Annotated in this window: 20 protein-coding genes; 12 read left to right on the top strand and 8 right to left on the bottom strand. The window is 70.1% G+C overall.

Translation table 11 applies throughout. The annotated features are described in order from the left end of the window. Positions 1 to 49: 49 nt before the first annotated feature. A complete protein-coding gene (locus ACWGI2_RS23265; protein ID WP_453697355.1) occupies positions 50 to 481 on the top strand; it encodes a hypothetical protein in 432 nt (143 codons plus the stop codon). Between the two features lie 43 nt (positions 482 to 524). Here ACWGI2_RS23265 and ACWGI2_RS23260 read toward each other — a convergent pair whose 3' ends face one another. From ACWGI2_RS23260 to ACWGI2_RS23250, 3 genes are all read right to left on the bottom strand, one after another. Then, entirely contained in the window at positions 525 to 1,883 is a 1,359-nt protein-coding gene (locus ACWGI2_RS23260) for a cryptochrome/photolyase family protein (protein ID WP_453697353.1), read from the bottom strand. Positions 1,884 to 1,985: 102 nt separating this feature from the next. Then, the gene (locus tag ACWGI2_RS23255; RefSeq protein ID WP_453697352.1) at positions 1,986 to 3,503 is read right to left on the bottom strand and encodes an SDR family oxidoreductase; all 1,518 of its coding nucleotides are present in this window, start codon (positions 3,501 to 3,503) and stop codon (positions 1,986 to 1,988) included. 68 nt (positions 3,504 to 3,571) lie between these two features. Then, positions 3,572 to 4,561 carry a LacI family DNA-binding transcriptional regulator gene (locus ACWGI2_RS23250; RefSeq protein ID WP_453697716.1) on the bottom strand — a complete coding sequence of 330 codons (990 nt, stop codon included), beginning with the start codon at positions 4,559 to 4,561 and terminating at the stop codon, positions 3,572 to 3,574. A gap of 295 nt (positions 4,562 to 4,856) precedes the next feature. Between ACWGI2_RS23250 and ACWGI2_RS23245 the strand changes: the two genes are divergently transcribed. The 10 genes from ACWGI2_RS23245 to ACWGI2_RS23200 all read left to right on the top strand — a co-directional run bounded on the left by ACWGI2_RS23245 (position 4,857) and on the right by ACWGI2_RS23200 (position 15,965). Next, positions 4,857 to 5,783, top strand: coding sequence for a carbohydrate ABC transporter permease (locus ACWGI2_RS23245; RefSeq protein ID WP_453697351.1), 927 nt, complete (start codon positions 4,857 to 4,859; stop codon positions 5,781 to 5,783). A gap of 4 nt (positions 5,784 to 5,787) precedes the next feature. After that, positions 5,788 to 6,756: a carbohydrate ABC transporter permease gene (locus ACWGI2_RS23240; RefSeq protein WP_453697350.1), complete on the top strand. Its 969-nt coding sequence runs from the start codon at positions 5,788 to 5,790 to the stop codon at positions 6,754 to 6,756. A 77-nt stretch (positions 6,757 to 6,833) separates the two neighbouring features. Continuing rightward, a complete protein-coding gene (locus tag ACWGI2_RS23235) occupies positions 6,834 to 8,174 on the top strand; it encodes an ABC transporter substrate-binding protein (RefSeq protein ID WP_453697348.1) in 1,341 nt (446 codons plus the stop codon). A gap of 71 nt (positions 8,175 to 8,245) precedes the next feature. After that, entirely contained in the window at positions 8,246 to 10,300 is a 2,055-nt protein-coding gene (locus ACWGI2_RS23230) for a beta-galactosidase (protein ID WP_453697346.1), read from the top strand. A gap of 36 nt (positions 10,301 to 10,336) precedes the next feature. Further along, complete coding sequence (locus tag ACWGI2_RS23225; protein WP_453697345.1) at positions 10,337 to 12,379, top strand: glycoside hydrolase; 2,043 nt, start codon at positions 10,337 to 10,339, stop codon at positions 12,377 to 12,379. A 120-nt stretch (positions 12,380 to 12,499) separates the two neighbouring features. Beyond that, on the top strand, positions 12,500 to 12,679 hold the full coding sequence (locus ACWGI2_RS23220) for a hypothetical protein (protein WP_453396214.1): 180 nt from the start codon (positions 12,500 to 12,502) through the stop codon (positions 12,677 to 12,679). A 160-nt stretch (positions 12,680 to 12,839) separates the two neighbouring features. Next, on the top strand, positions 12,840 to 14,399 hold the full coding sequence (locus ACWGI2_RS23215) for an FAD-dependent oxidoreductase (RefSeq protein WP_453396213.1): 1,560 nt from the start codon (positions 12,840 to 12,842) through the stop codon (positions 14,397 to 14,399). A gap of 14 nt (positions 14,400 to 14,413) precedes the next feature. After that, complete coding sequence (locus tag ACWGI2_RS23210) at positions 14,414 to 14,899, top strand: flavin reductase family protein (RefSeq protein ID WP_453396212.1); 486 nt, start codon at positions 14,414 to 14,416, stop codon at positions 14,897 to 14,899. An 84-nt stretch (positions 14,900 to 14,983) separates the two neighbouring features. Next, positions 14,984 to 15,274, top strand: a complete 291-nt coding sequence (locus ACWGI2_RS23205; RefSeq protein ID WP_453396211.1) for a DUF6343 family protein — start codon at positions 14,984 to 14,986, stop codon at positions 15,272 to 15,274. Between the two features lie 37 nt (positions 15,275 to 15,311). Then, on the top strand, positions 15,312 to 15,965 hold the full coding sequence (locus ACWGI2_RS23200) for an endonuclease (protein WP_453697343.1): 654 nt from the start codon (positions 15,312 to 15,314) through the stop codon (positions 15,963 to 15,965). A gap of 3 nt (positions 15,966 to 15,968) precedes the next feature. On the opposite strand, the gene ACWGI2_RS23195 is transcribed toward ACWGI2_RS23200, so the two are convergent. The 5 genes from ACWGI2_RS23195 to ACWGI2_RS23175 form a co-directional block, all read right to left on the bottom strand. Then, a complete protein-coding gene (locus ACWGI2_RS23195; RefSeq protein WP_453396209.1) occupies positions 15,969 to 16,340 on the bottom strand; it encodes a VOC family protein in 372 nt (123 codons plus the stop codon). A 136-nt stretch (positions 16,341 to 16,476) separates the two neighbouring features. Next, positions 16,477 to 16,995: a nucleoside 2-deoxyribosyltransferase gene (locus ACWGI2_RS23190; RefSeq protein ID WP_453396208.1), complete on the bottom strand. Its 519-nt coding sequence runs from the start codon at positions 16,993 to 16,995 to the stop codon at positions 16,477 to 16,479. Next, positions 16,992 to 17,993, bottom strand: coding sequence for a thymidylate synthase (locus ACWGI2_RS23185; protein WP_453697341.1), 1,002 nt, complete (start codon positions 17,991 to 17,993; stop codon positions 16,992 to 16,994). Before ACWGI2_RS23185 ends, ACWGI2_RS23190 begins: the two co-directional genes overlap by 4 nt. A gap of 11 nt (positions 17,994 to 18,004) precedes the next feature. Beyond that, complete coding sequence (locus ACWGI2_RS23180) at positions 18,005 to 18,631, bottom strand: class I SAM-dependent methyltransferase (protein ID WP_453697340.1); 627 nt, start codon at positions 18,629 to 18,631, stop codon at positions 18,005 to 18,007. Positions 18,632 to 18,679: 48 nt separating this feature from the next. Further along, positions 18,680 to 20,572 carry a hypothetical protein gene (locus ACWGI2_RS23175; protein ID WP_453697339.1) on the bottom strand — a complete coding sequence of 631 codons (1,893 nt, stop codon included), beginning with the start codon at positions 20,570 to 20,572 and terminating at the stop codon, positions 18,680 to 18,682. 95 nt (positions 20,573 to 20,667) lie between these two features. Between ACWGI2_RS23175 and ACWGI2_RS23170 the strand changes: the two genes are divergently transcribed. Beyond that, positions 20,668 to 20,838 carry a hypothetical protein gene (locus tag ACWGI2_RS23170; protein ID WP_453697337.1) on the top strand — a complete coding sequence of 57 codons (171 nt, stop codon included), beginning with the start codon at positions 20,668 to 20,670 and terminating at the stop codon, positions 20,836 to 20,838. The last annotated feature ends 430 nt before the right edge of the window (positions 20,839 to 21,268 follow it).

Genomic DNA, 21,268 nt, shown 5'->3' with positions numbered 1-21,268 from the left:
GGACGGGGGCGGGCGCCGACTCGACTACCGTTCTCAGAAAGGACATACGGTGCTCAAGAACATCCTCACCACCACGGCTGTCGCCGGTCTTGCCACGGCAGCGGTACTGGGCGGCACGGCCACGGCCACCGCCTCGCAGGCCGGCACCCGGGCGTCGGCCCAGGCGCAGGAAGACGTCCGGGCCGGGTGCGCGATCAAGCGCCACGGCTACACCGGGTACAAGACCTGCTCCAGTGACGTCCTGGACATCACCTGGGCCGCCGGCCACACCGAGACGTTCGTCATCGGCACCAACTACCAGGTGTACCGGATCTCGGCGTCCTCGGGCGGCTGGAAGAGCATGGGCGGCAAGGCCACCAACGTCAGGGACGCCTTCTACTCCGGCAACCGGCCGACCGTGCAGGTGATCAACTCCAACGCCTCCCACAAGCTCTGGTGCAGCTCCTACTCCAGCGGCTGGAGCGGTTGGTACGCCTGCTGAGCTGTGCCTGAGTCATGCCTGAGTCGAGCTCCTGAACAGCGGCTCAGGCGCCGCGGGCCCGCTCGAAGCGGGCGCGGCCCTCGGTCAGTTCGACGACCGGTGCGGGGTAGTCGACGCCCGCCCGGTCGTCGTCCGGGAGTTTCCACGGCTCGTGGATGTACCGGTCCGGGACCTCGGAGAGTTCGGGGAGCCAGCGGCGTACGTAGCTGCCGCCCGGGTCGAAGCGCTTGCCCTGGACGACGGGGTTGAGGACCCGGTTGGGCCGGGTGTCGGTTCCGGTGCCCGCCGCCCACTGCCAGTTCATCTGGTTGTTGGCGATGTCCCCGTCGACCAGGAGGCTCAGGAAGTGCCGGGCGCCCACGCGCCAGTCGACGTAGAGGGTCTTGGTGAGGAAGCTCGCCACCACCATGCGGCCCCGGTTGTGCATCCAGCCCTCGTGGCGCAGTTGTCGCATCGCCGCGTCCACGAAGGGATAGCCGGTGCGCCCCTCGGTCCAGGCGGTGATCTCCTTTTTGTCGGTGCGCCACCGGTCGCCGTGCGAGCGGTAGTCCTGGGCCGCCGCCTCCGGGCGGGCCGCGAGGACCTGGTGGTGGAAGTCCCGCCAGGCCAGCTGCCGGACGAACGCCTGCGCTCCCGGCGAGCCCTCGCGGGTTGCCTTGTGGATGGCTTCGGCCGCCGAAAGGGTGCCGAAGTGGAGGTGGGGCGAGAGCCGCGATGTCGCGTCGCCCGCGATGTCGTCGTGGCCGTCCTCGTACCCCGCGATGCCACCGGCCAGCCAGGCCCGCAGCCGCTTTCGCCCGGCGCTCTCGCCGCCGGAGTCGAGTCCCGGTGAGACGCCGGCGATCTCCGCACGCGGCAGCACCGGCTCCGATTTCACATCGGCGACGGGCACCTTGCGCGGAGCGGCCAGGAAGTCCCGTACGCCTTCCGACGTCCAGCGCCGGAAGTACGGGGTGAACACCGCGTAGTGGTCCTTGCCCGCCGGGAGCAACTCCCCCGGAGCGACGGCCGTGAGGACCGCGTCGTGCACGACGAGGCGGCAACCGGTGTCGCCGAGCGCCGCCCGCAGCCGCTCCTCGCGCCGCGTCGCGTACCCGCTCACCCCGGCCGCGACATGCAAGCGAGCCGCCCCGGTCTCCGTCACCACCCGGCAGACCTGGTCGACGACATCGCCGCTGCGGACCACGAGGCGACCGCCGCGCTCGCGCAGCCCCGAGTCGAGATCCTCCAGGCAGTCGGCGAGGAAGGCGCGGCGGTTCGGGACGGCGAAGCCCGTGGCCCGCAGCCCGTCGTCGTACACGAACAGCGGGACGATCCGGTCCGCCTCGCGCAGGGCCGCCCGCAGCGCGGGGTTGTCGTGCAGGCGCAGGTCGGAGGTGAACAGGGCGATGGATACGGTCACTTGGCGCGGCTCCTCATGTCGTGGGGGAAGCTCATCAGGGCCACCGGGCCGGGTGCCCGCTCGTCGGAGCCGCGACCGGTGCGTCGCCGTATTGTCCGTGGGTCACGGCTTCCGGATGGTTCCCGCGGCGCGCTGTTCGGCCGTACGTGTGATGTTGCGTGCCATGCCGCCGAAGACGAGCGCGTGGAACGGCGAGACGCTCCACCAGTAGGCGTGCCCCAGCAGGCCGTGCGGATGGAAGAGCGCCCGCTGCCGGTAGCGCGTGCGGCCCCTGCCGTCCTCCTCCGCGTACATCTCCAGCCAGGCGAGGCCCGGCAGCCGCATCTCGGCCCGCAGCCGGAGGAGCCGTCCCGGTTCGATCTCCTCGACCCGCCAGAAGTCCAGCGAGTCCCCCACCCGCAGCCGCTGGGCGTCTCGGCGTCCGCGTCTGAGGCCGACCCCGCCGACGAGCCGGTCGAGCCAGCCGCGCACCGCCCAGGCGAGCGGGAAGGAGTACCAGCCGTTGTCGCCTCCCACGCCTTCCACGACACGCCACAGAGCCTGCGGCGACGCCTCCACGGTGCGTTCGCGGCGGTCGGTGTAGAGGCTGCCGCCCGCCCAGTCGGGGTCGGTGGGCAGCGGGTCGCTGGGGGCGCCGGGCAATGAGGCGGACGACCAACGGGTGCTGACCTGGGCGTCCTTCACGCGTTCCAGGGCCAGCGAGAGCGCTTCGTCGAAGCTGATCGGGACGCCGGGCCCGTCGGGGACGTAGCGGGCGATGTCGTGTTCGTGGCAGACCACCTCGTAGCGCAGGGACTCCGCGAGCGGCCGGGCGATCGACGCCGGTACGGGGGTGACCAGGCCGACCCAGTGGCTGGAGAGGCGCGGGGTCAGCATGGGCACCGGCACGATGAGGCGGTGGGGCAGCTTCGCCACCGCCGCGTACCGGCGCATCATGTCGGCGTAGGTGACGACGTCGGGGCCGCCGATGTCGAAGGCGCGGCTGACCTCGTCGGGCAGGGTGGCGCTGCCCACGAGGTAGCGCAGGACGTCGCGCACGGCGATCGGCTGGATCCTGGTGCGCACCCAGCTCGGCGTGACCATGACCGGCAGGCGCTCCGTGAGGTAGCGCAGCATCTCGAAGGACGCGGAGCCGGAGCCGATGATCACGGCGGCGCGGAGCACGGTGGTGGGCACGCCTGACTCCAGGAGGATGCGTCCCACTTCGGCCCGCGAGCGCAGATGTGGCGACAGTTCCGCTTCCGGGGTGCCCTCGGGAGTGAGCCCGCCGAGGTACACGATGCGCCGCACGCCCGCCGCGCGGGCCTGCTCGGCGAAGATCCGGGCCGCTTTACGGTCCGTCTCCTCGAAGCCGCGGCCGGTGCCGAGCGCGTGGATGAGGTAGTACGCGACGTCGATGTCCCGCATGGCGGCGCCGACCGACTCGGCGTCGGACGCGTCGCCGCGCACCACTTCGGCCCGCCCGGCCCAGGGGTGGTCGCGCAGCTTCTCGGGCGAGCGGGCGAGACACCGCACCTGGTGCCCCGCGTCGAGCAGCTCGGGGACGAGCCGCCCCCCGATGTATCCGGTCGCTCCGGTCACCAGGCAGCGCAGCTCCCGCGCGCCTTTGCCGCTGTCCATGGGAACCTCCGGCCTTGGGTTACGTCCTCGGCTCCACCTTCTCCCGGAGGGTGTTCTCTCGCGCGCGGTCAGCGCGAGGGTGGCTCGGCGGTGCTCCGGCGCAGGACGAGCCGCGTGGGCACCAGCGTGGTGCCGCGCTCGGGTGCGCTCTGCTGCATCTGGCGCAGGACTCCCTCGACGCAGCGGCGGCCCACTTCGGCGAAGTCCTGGTGGACGGTGGTCAGGGGAGGCTGGAAGGAGCCGGATTCGGGGATGTCGTCGAAGCCGATGACGCTGACGTCGTCCGGGACCTTGCGGCCGCGCTCGTGCAGGGCGCGCAGCAGACCGAGGGCCATCTGGTCGTTGGCGGCGAACACCGCGGTGCAGTCCTCCTGTTCGGCGATGCCGAGTCCTGCCCGGTAGCCCGACTCCGCCGACCAGTCGCCGCGCACGAGGGGCGGCACGACGCACCCGGCCTCTTCGAGCGTGGCCTGCCAGGCGTCGGCGCGGCGTTGCGCGGCATAGGAGCCTTCGGGCCCCGCGAGGTGCCAGACGGTGTGGTGGCCGAGGTCGAGCAGGTGCCGTACGGCGTCGCGGGTGCCGCCCGCCTGGTCGGTGTCGACCACGGTGTAGCGGTCCCCCGCGTCCGAGTCGGCCACCACCACCTGGACATGGGGAGGCAGGGAGAGGGCCGCCGCGTCGAGCAGGTGCACTTCCATGATGACGATGACGGCGTCGACGGCGAGTTCCCCGAGCCGTGAGAAGGCGCCCCGCACCTCGTCCTGGGTGGGGACGGCGACGGGGAGCAGGGTGACGGCGTACCCCTCCTGTGCCGCGGAGGTGGCGATCGCGTCGATGGTGCGTACGTTGCCCGTGGTGGAGAGGGTGAAGGTGATCAGGCCGATCGTGCGGAACTCGCCGCGCTTGAGGGCGCGGGCCGCGCTGTTGGGCCGGTAGCCGAGTTCCTTCATGGCGGCGAGGACCTGCTGCCGGGTCTCTTCGGTGACGCCCGAATACCCGTTGGAGACACGGGAGACGGTCTGCGAGGAGACGCCGGCGAGACGGGCCACGTCGGCCATGGACGCGCTCTGCCCGCGGCGCGCGGCCCGGTCCCGGTCCCGCTCCCGTTCGCCCGGGGCGCCGCTCGCCGAAGTGTTCTCTGTTGCTTCCACTGTCTCCCTCACCGCGCGTGTCCCGGCCTTCTCGGACGACCCTTGACCGCCGCCATCGGGGCAGTGTAGACATTCCGCCACTGAATGTTTACGTAAACATAACATCCCGCGACGCCCGGCGAAGGCCCTTGTCACACGGTGATGTTTACGCAAACATCGCGGCACGTGACGCCGGCTCCGAGATGGACGAGCGAGGAACGACATGACGACGCTTCACCTGCAGGGGGCCGCGAAGCGGCGTCCCGCCAGACCCCCGGCACCGAGGAACCGCCGTTCCTGGACGGGGTGGGGGTTCATCGGCCCCTTCGTGGCGGTCTTCGCCCTGGTCTTCCTGGCGCCCCTCGCGTACTCGGTCCATCTCAGCCTCTTCCGTGACCAACTCATCGGCGGAACCACGTTCGTGGGCCTGGACAACTACCAACAGGCCCTGACCGACAGCCAGTTCTGGGCGTCTCTCGGCCGCGTCTCGCTGTTCCTCGCGGTCCAGGTCCCGATCATGCTGGGCATCGCCCTGCTCGTGGCCCTCGCCCTGGACAGCGGCCGCCTCTACGGCAAGGACTTCTTCCGCATCTCGGTCTTCCTGCCCTACGCCGTGCCCGCCGTCGTGGCCTCGCTGATGTGGGGCTTCATGTACGGCACGCGCTTCGGGCTCGTGGGTGACATCAACGACGCCCTGGGCGTCTCGCTGCCCGACCCGCTCTCGCCCGACCTGGTCCTCGCGTCGATCGGCAACATCGTCACCTGGGAGTTCGTGGGCTACAACATGCTGATCTTCTACTCCGCGCTCCGCGTCATCCCGCACTCCCTGTACGAGGCCGCGGAGATCGACGGCGCCGGTCAGCTCCGCGTCATCACGGCCATCAAACTCCCCGCGATCCGGGGCGCGTTGGTCATCGCGACGATCTTCTCGATCATCGGCAGCTTCCAGCTGTTCAACGAGCCGAGCATCCTGCAGAACCTCGCGCCCAACGCCATCACCACCGACTACACCCCGAACTTCTACACGTACTCGCTGTCCTTCTCCGGTCAGCAGCAGAACTACTCCGCGACGGTCGCCATCGTCATGGGCCTGATCACCATGGTCATCGCCTACGTCGTCCAGCTGCGCGGCATGCGCAAGGGAGCGTGACCCGATGACCGGACCGAGCAGCCCCGTCACCACCGCTCCCCCGACCGTTCCCGCCCCTGCCCGCGCCCAGGGCGCCGCTCCCCGGCTGCGGACACCCCGCGTCCGCACGTCCCGTCGGCACACCGCGGGCCGTCCGCGGCGCAGCGTCCTGCTCACCGTGCTCACCGGTCTCGTCCTGCTCTACAGCCTGGTACCGCTGCTGTGGCTGGTCATCAGCGCCACCAAGACCCAGGAGGGGCTCGCTGGTTCGTTCGGCCTGTGGTTCAGCGGCGACTTCGCCCTGTGGGACAACATCAGCACGACCTTCACGTACGACGACGGCGTCTTCACCCGCTGGTTCCTGAACACCGTGCTGTACGTCGTGGTCGGGGCCGGCGGCGCCACCTTCCTCGCGGTCCTCGGCGGCTACGCCCTCGCGAAGTTCGACTTCCCCGGCAAGCGCGCCGTGTTCGCCGTCGTCATCGGCGCCGTCGCCGTGCCCGGTACCGCTCTCGCGGTGCCCACCTTCCTGATGTTCAGCAAGATGAGCCTGACCGACACCCCCTGGGCCGTCCTGATCCCCTCGCTCATCTCGCCGTTCGGCCTCTATCTGATGTGGGTGTTCGCCACCGAGGCCATCCCCGCCGAGCTGATGGAGGCCGCCCGCATCGACGGGGCGAGCGAGCTGCGCACCTTCTTCCAGGTCGCTCTGCCGCTGCTCGCGCCCGGCACCGTGACCGTCCTGCTGTTCACGATGGTCGCGACCTGGAACAACTACTTCCTGCCGCTGATCATGCTCAAGGATCCGGACTGGTACCCGCTGACCCTGGGCCTGGACAGCTGGAACGCCCAGGCCGCGACCGCGGGCGGCGATCCCGTCTTCCACCTGGTGATCACCGGTTCGCTGATCACCGTCGTTCCGCTGATCGCCGCGTTCCTGCTGCTCCAGAAGTACTGGCAGTCCGGACTCGCCGCCGGAAGCGTCAAGGAGTAGCCCCCGCACGGCAGTTCATCTCGTTCCGCCCTTGTAGACCCGCCCCTTGTGGACCACGGAGAAGTGGAAGCATCGCCATGCCCCAGAACACCCGCCGCCTGCTGCGCGGCATAGGTCTCGTCTGCGCCCTCACCCTGGGGGCGACCGCCTGCGGAGGCTCCGACGACGGAGGATCGGACCAGAAGCAGGTCTCGTCCGCGGACATCGACGCGGCCCTGAAGAAGGGCGGCAAGGTCAAGGTGTGGGCGTGGGAGCCCACCCTCAAGAAGGTCGTCACCGACTTCGAGAAGGAACACCCCGCGGTCGACGTCGAGTTGGTGAACGCGGGCACCAACAAGGACCAGTACACGGCCTTGCAGAACGCCATCTCGGCGAAGAAGGGCGTCCCCGATGTCGCGCAGGTCGAGTACTACGCGCTGAGCCAGTACGCCCTGACCAAGTCCATCACCGACCTGGCTCCCTTCGGCGCGGACAAGCTCGCCAAGTCCTACTCGCCGGGCCCGTGGAACGCGGTGAAGTCCGGTGACGGCGTCTACGCCCTGCCGATGGACTCCGGTCCCATGGCCCTCTTCTACAACAAGAAGGTCTTCGACAAGCACAAGATCAAGGTGCCGACGACCTGGGACGAGTACCTCCAGGCCGCCCGCAAGCTGCACAAGGCCGACCCGAAGGCGTACATCACCAGCGACACCGGAGACGCGGGCCTGACCACCAGCCTGCTGTGGCAGGCCGGTTCGCGTCCCTACAAGGTCGACGGCACCAAGGTGGGCATCGACTTCTCCGACAAGGGCGCCCGTGCCTACACCGAGACCTGGCAGAAGCTCATCGACGAGAAGCTGGTCGCACCGATCAACCCCTGGACCGACGAGTGGTACAAGGCCTTCGGCGACGGCACCATCGCGACCCTGCCCACCGGCGCCTGGATGCCCGCCAACTTCGCGTCCGGCGTGAAGGAGGCCGCCGGTGACTGGCGCGCTGCTCCCCTGCCGCAGTGGACGGCGGGCGACAAGGCGAGCGCGGAGAACGGCGGCAGCTCGCTCGCCCTGCCGGAGCTCGGCAAGAACAAGGAACTCGCCTACGCCTTCGTCGAGTACGCCAACTCCGGCAAGGGCGTGCAGACCCGCATCAAGGAAGGCGCCTTCCCGGCGACCACCAAGGACCTGGAGTCCGAGGCGTTCCAGAACACCGAATTCCCGTACTTCGGCGGCCAGAAGGCCAACAAGGTCTTCGCCGAGTCCGCGGCGAACGTCGCCGACGACTGGAAGTACCTGCCCTACCAGGTGTACGCCAACTCGATCTTCAACGACACCGCGGGCAAGGCCTACGTCTCCGGCACTCCCCTGTCCAAGGGCCTGAAGTCATGGCAGGACGCCTCCGTCAAGTACGGCTCCGAGCAGGGCTTCAGCGTCCAGAAGTGACGCGTCCAGATCCTCGTACGCACCCCCGAGCACCTCTACGCACCCCCGAGCACCACACCGGAAGGACCACCATGCCCCCCACCCTCCCGTCCCGGCTGCTGCGCGGACCGGACGGTGACGCCGCGCCGCGGCTCGCGTACGGCGCCGACTACAACCCCGAGCAGTGGCCGCGCGCGGTCTGGGAGGAGGACGTCCGGCTGATGCGCGAGGCCGGCGTCAACATCGTCTCGCTGGGGATCTTCTCCTGGGCGCGCATCCAACCGGCCGAGGGCGCCTGGGACTTCGCGTGGCTCGACGAGGTCATGGACCTCCTTCACGCGGGCGGCATCGGGGTCGATCTGGCCACGGCCACCGCGTCCCCGCCGCCCTGGCTCACCGCGGCGCACCCGGAGATCCTTCCGGTGACCGCCGCCGGCGAGACGGTGTGGCCGGGGGCGCGGCAGCACTGGCGGCCGACCTCGCCCGTCTTCCGGGAGCACGCGCTGCACCTGGTGCGGGAGATGGCCCTGCGCTACGCCGATCACCCGGCCCTGGTGGCCTGGCACGTCTCGAACGAGCTCGGCTGCCACAACATCTACGACTACTCCGACGACGCGGCCCGCGCCTTCCGCGTCTGGCTGCGCGCCCGCTACACCACCCTCGACGGGCTCAACCACGCCTGGGGCACGGCGTTTTGGTCCCAGCGCTACAGCGACTGGGAGCAGATCCTGCCGCCGCGGCTCGCGGCATCGCACCCGAACCCCACCCAGCAGCTGGACTTCAAGCGGTTCTCATCGGACGCGCTCAAGGAGTATCTGCGCGCGGAGCGTGACGTCCTGCGCGAGCTCACCCCGGAGGTGCCGGTCACCACGAACTTCATGGTGATGGGCGGCACCAAGGGCATGGACTACGCCGACTGGGCGGGCGAGATCGACTTCGTCTCGAACGACCACTACGTCGTGCCGGGACCGCAGGCCAGGGACGAGCTGTCCTTCTCCGCGAACCTCACGAGCTCCGTCGCGGGCCACCGTCCGTGGTTCCTCATGGAGCACTCCACCAGTGCCGTCAACTGGCAGCCCGTCAACCTGGCCAAGGGCGAGGGCGACCTCGCGCGCGACTCCCTGCTGCACGTCGCGCACGGCGCCGACGCCGTGTGCTTCTTCCAGTGGCGACAGTCGGCGGCGGGCGCCGAGAAGTACCACTCGGCGATGGTGCCGCACGCCGGAGCGGACAGTGAGGTGTTCCGCGCGGTGACCGGTCTGGGACAGACCCTGAAGGCGCTCGCGCCCGTCGCGGGGACCGGGCGCGAACCGGCACGCGTGGCCGTCCTCTTCGACTGGGACTCGTGGTGGGCGAGCGAGCAGGACTCCCACCCCACCTCCCTGCTCGACTACCACCAGGAGGCCCTCGACTGGTACTCCGCGCTCCTCGCCCTCGGCGTCCGCGCCGACGTCGTGACCACGCGGACCGACCTCACCTCGTACGACGTCCTGATCGCGCCCGTCCTGCACGTGGTCCCCGAGGCGCTCGCCAAGGACCTCACGCGGTACGTCGAGGGAGGCGGTCATCTGGTCACGACCTACTTCTCCGGCATCGTCGACGAGAACGACCACATCTGGCTCGGCGGTTATCCAGGAGCGCTGCGCGAGCTGCTCGGCATCCGCGTCGAGGAGTTCGGGCCGCTGCTCGCCGATGACACGGTCTCCCTCGACAACGCGACGACGGGCACGGTGTGGACCGACCGGATCACCGTCACCGGCCCGGAGGTTGAGGTGCTCGCGCGCTACCGCAGCGGTGCGTACGCCGAGCGTCCCGCCGTCACCCGCCGCACCGCGGGCGGTGGTTCGGCGGCGTACGTGTCCACCCGGCTCGGCAGGGACGGCCTCACCGCTCTGCTGCCGGAGCTGCTCGCCGCCGCCGGCGTCGAGAGCGAACTGCCCACCCCCGCACAGGGACGCGTCGAACTGGCCGTACGCCGCGGAGCCGACGCCCGCTATCTGTTCCTGGTCAACCGGACGGACGACACGGTCCCGCTCCCCGGACTGACCGGAGACATCCTCATCGGCGGCGCCCCGGACGCCGCGGGCGGCGGTCTCGTCCTGCCGCCCAGGGAAGTCGCCGTCCTGCGACAGCCCAGCCCCTGCTGACACCCATCCTCAGCGCACCTACGTAGGGAGCACACGTTGGCACCTCGTACCCGCACGAGTCGTACCCGCACGAGACGACTCATCAGCGCCGTCGGCATCACCGCCCTCGCCACCGGGGCGGCCCTGCTCACCGGACCGCCGCAGACGGCAGCCGCGGCGTCCGCCGCGGTCACCGTCCGGCCCGATCCCTCCTACCAGCACGAGAAGTTCGAGGGCTGGGGCACGAGTCTGGTCTGGTTCGCCAACGCCACCGGCGACTACCCCAAGGAGATACGCGAGAAGCTGGCGGATCTCCTCTTCGGAGACGAGGGGCTCGGCCTGAACATCGCCCGCTACAACATCGGCGGCGGCAACGCCCCTGACGTCAAGGACTATCTGCGCCCCGGAGGCGCGGTCGAGGGCTGGTGGAAGGCCCCGGCGGGCACCACACGCGAGGACACCGACTGGTGGAGCGCGACGGACCCGGCCGACTGGAACCCGAAGGCCGACGTCACCCAGCGCTGGTGGGTCGACCGGATCAAGAACGACGTCGACCACTGGGAGACGTTCAGCAATTCGCCGCCCTGGTTCATGACCGAGAGCGGTTACGTCTCGGGCAACTTCGACGCGGGCACCGACCAGCTCAAGACCGGGTCCGTCGACGACTTCGCCTCGTATCTGGTGGGCGCCACCGAGCGCCTCGAAAAGGCGCACGGCATCAAGGTCGACACCCTCGACCCGTTCAACGAGCCCAACACCGACTACTGGGGCACCCGCCTGGGAGCGGACGGTGAGCCGGTGGGCGGTCGCCAGGAAGGGGCGCACATCGGTCCCGAGCTCCAGCAGAAGGTGATCCGCGCGCTCGACCCGGCGCTCGGCAAGTCCCGGACCGGCGCGGAGATCTCCGCGATGGACGAGACCAACCCCACCCTCTTCACGCGGAACTGGAACTCCTACCCGCGCGAGGTCAGGGACGCCGTCGACCAGATGAACGTCCACACGTACGGCACCGGAGGACGCACCAGCGTGCGCGACCTGGCCAAGGCGGAGGACAAGCCGCTGTGGATGAGCGAGGTCGAGGGCGACTGGGGCGACGGGCAGGATTTCGACGACATGCGGCCGGGCCTCGGCATGGCCCAGCGGATGGTCGACGACCTGCGTGAACTGGAGCCGAAGGCCTGGGTGTTCTGGCAGCCGGTCGAGGACTACGACAACATGAAGCCCGGCGGCGAGTCCGCCAAGGGCGGCAACTGGGGCAGCATCCAACTGCCGTTCAGCTGCACCTCCAAGGACACGCTTGAGACCTGCCCCATCCGTACGAACACCAAGTTCGACACGGCCCGCAACTTCACCCACTTCATCAGGCCCGGCGACCGGCTCGTCAAGGTCGACGACACCTCAAGCGCCGCCGCCGTGTCCGGCAAGGGCGACGGAGCGACGGTCGTCCACGTCAACAGCGAGAGCGCCGGACGCACCGTCACGGTCGACCTGTCCAAGTTCGGCCACGTGAGCGGCGGAGCGACGATCACGCCCGTGGTGACCAGCGCCGAGGGCAAACTCGAACGGCACGCCGCCATCGACGTCCGCGACAAGAAGGCCACGTTCGATGTGCCCGCGCAGTCGGTCACGTCCTTCCTCGTCAAGGGAGTCTCCGGCGTCGCGAAGGACGCCGCCCTGCTGCGCAAGAACCACACGTACGAACTGACGGGCGTCCAGAGCGGCAAGGACCTCACGGTCGCCGACGACGGCACCGGCCTCGTCATCAAGACCGCCGCGGACACGGCGGGCCAGCGGTGGCAGCTGCGGCAGATCAGCGGTGACACCGGCAATCAGCGGCGGTACGTGTTCACCAACCCGCTGGAAGGAAAGCGGCTGGCCGTCCGTGACGGTGTACCGGTGGCCGAGGCCGACAACGGCCCTCGCGGCAAGGCGGCCCAGTGGATCATGTCCACGACCGGCGACGGCACCTGGACCCTCGTCAACGCGGCCACAGGCCGGCTCCTGGAGGTCGGCGGCCAGGCCACGCACGACGGAGCGGCCGTCACGACGTGGACACCGAACTCCGGGTCCAACCAGCGCTGGAGGGTGACCGAGCGGTAACCAAGACCTCGGAAGCACTCCCCACCAGGGAACATCACTCCCTGCGATCGCTTGACATGCACTGCGTCACCACCCGTGCCACGATGAGAAAACCAATCCGCCCTCACGAGGAGTGAACTCATGGGCAAGCAAAAGCGGTCCGCAGATCCGTCCCGTCAGGCCCCCGGCCGGCAGGAACCCCCGCAGCGGGGTCAGCGCCCGCAGGACCCCGCACAGCCGGGCCAGCGTCGCCAGCAGGAGCGTGACCAGAGCGACGCACGCGCGCAGCACCGTCAGGGCATGGACGACGACCTGGTCTGACGCGCGGACCGCGTAGGCCCCGAGGGGCGCACCCAGTGCCTGGGTGCGCCCCTCGGCAGTACGTGCGACGCGGATAGCGACCACTGAGACGCCTCGCCCTGGGTACCCGTTCGCGTCAGCGCCGTGATGACCACGCACCACCGGTCCCTCAGGAGAAGACATGACCACGCAACGCGGGACAGTCGACGAGTCGTACTGGATGGCGACCACGCCCGGCACCGGGTATCCGGCCCCCGACGCGGATCTGACGGCCGACGTCGCGGTCGTCGGCGGCGGCATCGCCGGTCTGTGCACCGCCTGGGATCTCGTCCGCGCAGGTCTCGACGTCGTCGTCCTGGAGGCTGACCGGATCGCCGCGGGCGTGAGCGGCTACACCACGGCCAAGCTGACCGCCGCGCACGGCCTCATCTATGCCGGTATCGAGGCGAGGCACGGCGCGGACGACGCGCGGCTGTACGCGCTCTCGCAGCAGGAAGCGGTCGAGCGGACCGCGGCCCTCTGCACCGAGCTCCACATCGACGCGGAGCTGGAACGCGCCCCCGCCTTCACCTACGTACAAGACACCGCACGCGTCGACGAGCTGCGGCAGGAGGCAGCCGCGGCTCGGCGGGCCGGTCTCGACGCGTCCTTCGTGACCGACACGGAACTGCCCTTCGACGTCGCGGGCGCCGTACGCGTCGACGGCCAACTGCAGTTCCACCCACGCAAGTTCCTCCTCGCCCTGGCCGAGCACATCACCCGCGCGGGCGGACGCGTCTTCGAGCGCACCCGGGTCACCGCCCTTCATGACGGCGCCCGGTGCCGGCTCACCGCGGAATCCGGCGTCACGGTCGAGGCACGCGACGCCGTCATCGCCACGCACTACCCGGTGTTCGACCGCACCCTGCTCTTCACCCGGATCAAGCCACGCCGTGAACTGGTGATCGCGGCGCCCGTGCCGTCGGACGCGGCGCCCACGGGCATGTACATCACCCCGGAGGGCGGGACCCGTTCGCTGCGCAGCGCACCCTACGACGACGGGCGACGGCTGCTCATCGTCACCGGGGAGTCGTTCGAACCGGGCGCGGGCGGCGTGCGCGGGCGGTTCGACCGGCTCGACTCCTGGGCGCGCGAGCATCTGCCGCACTTCGCCGAGAAGGGCGACTCCTACCGGTGGGCGGCACAGGACAACGACTCCGCCGACCATCTGCCCTACGTCGGCCACGCCCACCCCGGCACCCAGCACGTCTTCGTCGCCACCGGCTTCGGCGGCTGGGGCATGAGCAACGGCGTGATGGCGGGGCGCCTGCTCACCGCCCACATCGCGGGCGGACCGCGGCCGGCCTGGACCGATCTGTACGACCCGCGCCGACTGCCGCCCGTACGTGACGCGGGCCAGATCGCCTCCTACCAGGCGGCAGCGGCGAAGCACTTCATCAGCGACCGGCTGCACACCAGCCACGTCGACTCACTGACCGACATCCCGCCCGGCAGCGGAGCCGTCGTACGCCTGCGGGGCAAGCGGTGCGCGGTCTACCGCGACGAGAGCGGGAACGCCACGGCGCTCTCCGCACGCTGCACCCACCTGGGATGCCTGGTGCAGTTCAACGACGCGGAGCGGGTCTGGGAATGCCCCTGCCACGGGTCCCGCTTCGCGACGGACGGCTCGGTCCTGCACGGCCCCGCCACGCATCCCCTGGAACCGCGCGAGACTCCGGATTCCCCGGATTCCCCGGCCTAGGAGAGGTGGTCGCTGTGGTGGCTGTGGACGGGTTCACCGACCGCCTCGACTACCCGATGTACGTGGTGACGGCGGCCGCCGACCGTGCGCCCGCGGGCTGCCTGGTCGGATTCGCCTCGCAGTGTGCGCTGGATCCGCCTCGCTTCGTGGTGTGGCTGTCCCGGGCGAACCACACGTACCCGGTGGCCCGACGTGCCGCGTTCCTCGGCGTGCACCTCCTCAGGCGCGATCAGCACCGGCTCGCGCGGCTGTTCGGCGGCGAGTGCGGCAAGCGCGTCGACAAGTTCGCCGACGTCCGGTGGGAGCCGCGCACGGGCGGGGCTCCCGTGCTCACGGACTCCTGCGCCTGGTGGGTCGGCAGGATCGAGCGGCACGCCGACTGGGGAGATCACGTGGGCTTTCATCTCACCCCGGTGGAGGCGGGCGCGGACCCGCCGCCGCACGAGAAGCTGCTCCGCCTCAGCGACGTCACCGGCCTCACCCCAGGCCACCCGGCATGATCGCGGAAGAGCGGTCCGGCAGGACTATCCTGGAGCGTGTCAAGGACCAACGGCAGCCTGTGCCCTCAGCTGCTGGAGGTAGCCATGAAAGGCGAACACCCCGGCCGCCGCGGGCACCCGCGCACGGAGCCCGGCCCATCGAGCCCTGGGCCGCACACGGACCGCGCCCATCGCCTGCGCCACCTGCTCACTTACCTCTACACGCCGCTCTTCCTCGCCCTCGCCGTGCTCTTCGGGGTGTGGGCGACGCGCTCCCTGAGCGGCGAACCTCCCAGCCCCTGGGCGCTGGCGGTCCTCGCGATCCTCTTCGCGATCCTGGCCCTCCTGGCCCTGGCCGTGCTGTCGGCCCTGCACCACCGTCACCGGGACCACTGAGAACCGTCACCGGGACCACTGAACAGGAAGGAGAGACATGGCCGCCCAGAAGGCTGTGATGCGGGAACTACTGAGGACGTCGGGACAGACGTACGCGGCGGAGGCGGGCATCCGCTTGACCGACACCCCCCAGCCGCTCTATCGCACGCTCGTCCTGTCCTGCCTGCTCAGCGCCCGGATCCGGGCATCCGTCGCGGTGGCGAGCACCCGCGCGCTGTACGAGGCCGGGATGCGCGGCCCGCGGCAGATGGCCGACGCCTCGTGGCAGCAGCGGGTCGACGCCCTGGGACGCGGCGGCTACCGGCGCTACGACGAACGGACCGCGACCCAGCTGGGCGACGGCGCCCGAATCGTGCTCGACGAGTGGGGCGGGGACCTGCGCACGCTGCGTGAGAAGGCGGACGGCGACGCGGCGGTACTGAAACGGCTGCTGCGTCAGGTACCGGGCCTCGGCCCCACCGGCGCGGACATCTTCCTGCGCGAGGTGCAGGACGTATGGACCGAGTACGGCCCCTGCTTCGACGCCAAGGTCCTTCAGGGAGCCGAGCGCCTCGGTCTGCCCCGGGACACGTCCGCGCTGTTGCGGCTCGCGGGCGACGAGAAGCCAGGCGTGGCCGCCGCGGCGCTGGTCAGGGCCGCCCTCGACCGGAAACTGGCACAGGCCAGTCTCGACGGGGCGGCCGGTGCCTGAATCTCACCCCTGGCAGAGGCAGAAGGGGTGTCCCGCCGGGTCGGCGTAGACACGCCAGGGCCGTTTCCCGCCGTTGTCGTCGACGTCGAGCGGTGTCGCCCCCACGGCGAGCACCTCGTCGTGCGCCTTCTCCATGTCGGTGACGGTGAAGTCGAGGTGCAGCTGCTGCGAATCCGAAGCGGCCTGCGGCCACTTGGGCGGGCGGTGGTCCGGCACCCGCTGGAAGGAGACCCTGGCACCACCCGTGGCGTACAGGTCGTACCAGTCCTCGTCGTACTGCCGGATCTCACCGCCGAGCACGGCCTGGTAGAACCGCGCCAACGGCTCGGGCTCAGGACAGTCAAGCGCAACCAAGGTGTAGGCCGCGATCGCCATGGACGGTTCGCCTCCCGCGTCTCGACGTGCAGAGGGGGATCGGGTTCCCCGCCGTTTCACCGTAAACCCGCCGCTTGCCCCGTGCCTCTTCCGACGGCTGCGGCCCCCGTCAGGTCGCTGACGGGGGCTTTCCGTCTCAGCGGCTCAGGTCCTCCTCCCGCTGCCGTTCGACCGCGCGCCGTACCGCCTCGTCGACGGCGGGCAGCGCTGCCTCCAGGTCGCTGAAGACCACGTACTCGACCGTCGCCACCGCGTGCAGCCCACGGACAAGGAACGCGTACTCCTTGCCCTCCTCGAGCAACAGCACGATCGGTTTCCCGAAGGCGCTGGCCCAGCCCATCTCTATATGGGTGCCGGGAGAGGCGGGGAGTCCGGGGAAGGCCACGAACACGTCGGCCTTGCGGATCTCCTCCTGGTCGAGTGGCGTGCATTGGGCGGGGGCCATCAGTTCGGCGCCCCACGCCTCGCGGCGGTGTGCGTTGTGGACGCTGAACCCATGCCCCTCGAAGTGCTCGATCAGGGAGGCGAAGGGTGCCCGCGTTCCCGACGGCATCTCGCCGGTGGCGGGATCGAGCAGCTGGAGGAAGGGCCCCGCGAGGAACAGGGTGTTGACGCCGAGCTCACCTGCGAGCTCACGGGCGGGAGTCGTGGTCATGCGGAGACCTCCTGGTCGGCAGCGGTACGGGGCCAGCGGCACAGCATCATCCGGCGGTACAGGGGCGGGAGTTCGTCGAGCAGCTCACGGTCGGTGTGGGCCTCGAAGGTCAGTTGACGGTGCAGTTCGAAGAGGCCGATCACGTCCTGCCAGTAGCGGGGCAGGTCAAGGGCGTGCAGCGCGGCGGGGCCGAGCCGGAGCCGGTCGGTGCGCAGTTGCGCCTCGATGCGCAGTACGTCGCGTACGTGCGGCCAGTTGTCCCCGGCGGGCATGGTGGGGAATCGCTCCGGGCCGGTGTCGTCCGCACCCTCCCGCAGGACCCGTTCCACGAGCGGGGCGTCACTGTCGTACACATGCAGGGAGCCCACCTGGTGGACGTAGCTCCCCACCTCGACACCCAGTTGTCTGGCGAGCATCTCCAGGAGGAAGGTGAAGGAGAAGACGTCGCTCACCATGCCCCGGTAGGCGTCGTTGGCACGCATGTAGCCGACGGCGTGCAACTTCCCCTCGCGGAGCATGAATTGGAGGGCGAGGGTGCACGCGACGTCGATGTTGCCCGGTTCGCGCAGCTCGCCCGGGTGGAAGATCTGCACCACCGCGCGTTTGCTGTCGGGGTCGTCCGTCAGTACGTCGATGACGCTGCGCCACTGGTCGAGGCCCGTCCCCCGGTAGTCGAATATCCGTGGCCCGTAGGCGGTGCCGGTCAGGGTGGCGCCGTCGGACGAGTACTTGCGCATGCTCGGCGCGTAGTGGGCGACGTGTTCCAGGTCGGCGGAGCCCGACAGGTACCAGAGGGCCTCGGCGAAGTTGAAGACCAGGTTGGACCTGCGCCCCGGCAGCGCGACGTGCCGCTGGACGGGTTGCCGGACCAGGAATCCGGCGCCGAGGCGCTCACGGCTGGGGAAGCCGCGCGGGGCGTTGCGGAACGACGCGCCGAGATAGGTGCTTCGCAGCTCCGTCAGGTAGGCGTCCTCGACGGTTTCGTAGGTGCTGTGCACGTGGCCCCCCGTCAGTCCTTGTAGAAGCACTGGATGTACGCGTCACCGGAGGTGCCGTAGGTGTACTCGGTGGTGTCGTACGCGGTGTACGGGTGGCGCTCCACCCGGATGGTGCGGAAGTGCTTGACGTACTGCCAGCGCAGTTCGGGCTTGGTGCTGAAGAAGGGGATGAAGACCCCGCCGGGGCGCAGCGCGCGCACGACCTCCGGCATGGCCCTGGCCCACAGTTCCTCGTCCTTCCACACCTCCATGTCGAGCGCGGGGTCGAAGAACATTCCGTCGATGCTCTCCGACTCCAGCTCGAAGACCCGCTGGAAGAAGTCGCCCCGTTCGATGGAGAGCGTGCCGGGGAGTTTCGGGTGCTGTTCGCGGAAGAGGTCTTCGACCTCTCCGAAGAGTTCGAGGACCCGGTGGCTACGGGTGGCGGGGTTCTCGGCGATGCGCAGGGCGGAGAGTCCGAGGCCGAGGCCCACCTCGTAGAAGTCCTTGCCGTGGCGGCAGAGCATGTCGGCGCTTGCCCACATCAGGTCGCGTTCCCAGGCCTGCATGGCCTGTTCGCCGCCGATGCTGAGGGTCAACTCGCCGTCGTGGTCGATGAGCTCGATCTCGGGTGCGGGGGTGGGGGTGGTCTTCTTCATGACAACCATCCTTCGTCGTGTTGGTGCCGTGGTGGTGGGGGCGCCTTTTCAGTCATGGCCCGGTACGACGCCGAAGTGCCGCCGGGCGGTCGAGACCGCGAGGTCCTGCACGGCGAACACCGTGAAGTAGTAGGCCTGCGGGGCGGTGTCGGGTGCGAAGCGCACCCTGAACACGACGTCCCTCGCACGCTCGTCGGAGCCCCGGACCTTGGTCCGTTCCGGTTCCACGTTGGTGTCGTCGCGCAGGTAACTCGGCAGGAACAGACCGAGCCGTACGGGGCCGGGGCGCGCCGCGGTGAGGGAGGCGCGTACTTCGAGCACGCCGCCCTGTTCGACCTCGTCGGCGGCGTAGGCAAGCAGTTGGGGCGCTTCGGGGACGCGGAAGGTGACGTCGCCGCAGCGCATGCAGACCACGCAGAGGGTGTCGAGGATGTGCGGCAACAGTCCTCGCCGGGCGAACTCCTGGGCGGGGCGGCCGCAGTGGCAGACGACCTCGCGGACATCGGGGTCCAGTGAGCTGCGGTCACCGAAGTGGGCGGGGTAGTTCATGAGCTCGTTCTCGGGGTTATCCGAGACCTGGCCTGCGATCACGTGGTCGAGGGACTGGAGGTCCGCCGAGAGGGAGGAGCGGATCTCATCGGGTGACTGGTCGGCGAGGTGGGTGGGCCGGGACACCAGGAGGTCCACCTTGCGGGCGAGCTTGCCGAGGCGGGGCCGCAGGGGGTGGTTGTGCGGCAGCAGCTCCGAGCCGAGCAGCGCGGAGAGCCTGCGGCCGACGGTGAGGACCAGCGGGTCGGGCGCGTGGTCGGAGGGGGGCGGGGGCGCCGGGGTGTCCTCCGGCTGGCCGGGCAGTCCGAAGCGCATGAAGGCGGGGTAGGGGTGCGAGCCCGCCAGGCTGGCGTTGAGGGTGTCCACGGAGTCGGCGCCGGTGGCTGCGGCGAGCATCCAGGCGACGTTCTCGGGCCGGTCGGAGTCGTGCACGGAGACGGCGGAGACGACCGTGCGGGCGGGGCTGTCCAGGGCGTTGAGCAGGAGTTGGTACTTGGGGTCGTAGAGGGCGAGGTCGGCGAGGGGGCCGCTGTTGCAGGCGCTGAGGACGAGCTCCGTCGCCTCGACCTTGTTGAGCGGGACGAGTTTGTCCTCGGGTTTGTAGCAGGGCAGTCCGTAGGCGCATCGCGGTGCCAGGACGCCGGGCTCCGCGGCCGCGGATTCGTTGAGGCCGCAGATGGTGAACTCGCCGAGGTTGATGCTGTCGTCCTTGCCGTGGCCCTGGAAGACGACGCGACGCCACTGGGTGCCGAGGATCTCGGCCTGGATGTCGTCGCGTTCGAAGTCACGGTCGTCGAAGACCTTGACTCCGGGGAGATGCGGGGGCCGGTCGGTATCCGTGAACAGACCGAGCGCGTCAAGGTCTTCAGGCACGTGGGCGTACTGCTTGGCGACGTTCCAGGCCACCGACGCGCCGTCGCGGCCGCTCAGCAGGGAGAGACCGCGCCGGGCGTCGCGGTAGGTGGCGAGGAGCAGCGGGCGCACTGGGTCGAGGTTGAGCCGGGCGTAGGTGCCCACCAGCAGGAGTGTCCCCGGGGCACGGTCGCCGAAGGTCGCGAGGTCGTCTTCGGTGAGCCACTCGCGGGCAAGCGGCCGGGCCAGATCCACGACACCGTCGGCCAGCTCCGACCGCCCGAGTACGACGCCGAAGTCCAGGGGGGCGGGCCGGCGCACACCGGAGTAGAGGCGCGACGCCAGTGCCACGCTGTGGACCAGATCCTCCCGGTCGTCGACCGGGACGGGGATGGGCATCCGGTCGGGCGCGGCAAGGAACTCCCTTACGGCCAGGGGGAGATCGACGTACTTCACCGGACTGAACAGCTCGGTGTCCGGTTCGGAGTCCGGTTCGGTGTACGACGGCTCGCGGCGCTGTCGGGAGACGGCAGACTTCATGAAGCGTTACCTCGTGTTCTTACGCTGATCTGCGAGGAGCGGTGTACGTGCTGGGCGGGTGAGTGCTGAGGGGTGGCCGGGTCGAGGGGCGGCCGGTGACCGACCCGGACTCGCGTGGCGGCGACGGCCGGGAGACGGGATGGCGGCGACCGTCCGGGATACCTACCGGGACGCACGGCGGCGGTGACCGGCTGGAAGACGCCGTGGTCGGTGACCGGCCGGGATGCGCGGTGGCGGTGACCGGCCGGGACACGCGGTGGCGGTGACCAACCAGGACACCCGGCCAGCGATGACCGCCCGAACGCGGTAGCCGATGACCGGCTGGCAGACGCCGTGGTCGGTGACCGGCCGAGACGCACAGCGGCGACGACCGGCCCGGTTGCGCGGTGGCGTTGACCAACCGGGACCGGCCAGCGATGACCGTCCGATGACGCCGTGGCCGGCGACCGGACAAGAGACGGAACGGCGGTGACCAGCCGCGGAAACGCAGCCGCCGGCGACGGTGGCCGTGGCCGACCAGGACGCACGACCGCAGGTGAACCACCCGGACGCGACGCGCCGTGGCATGACCAACCAAGACACGCCGCCAGCAATGACCGCCCCCGACACACAGCGGCCGGTGGCTGGCCCGGACGCACGGTGGCATGACCAACCGGGACGCGCCGCCAGCGATGACCGCCCGAACGCGGTAGCCGA

The sequence above is a fragment of the Streptomyces sp. NPDC054866 genome (assembly GCF_053610745.1).
This window is presented reverse-complemented; position numbering and strand designations above follow the sequence as displayed.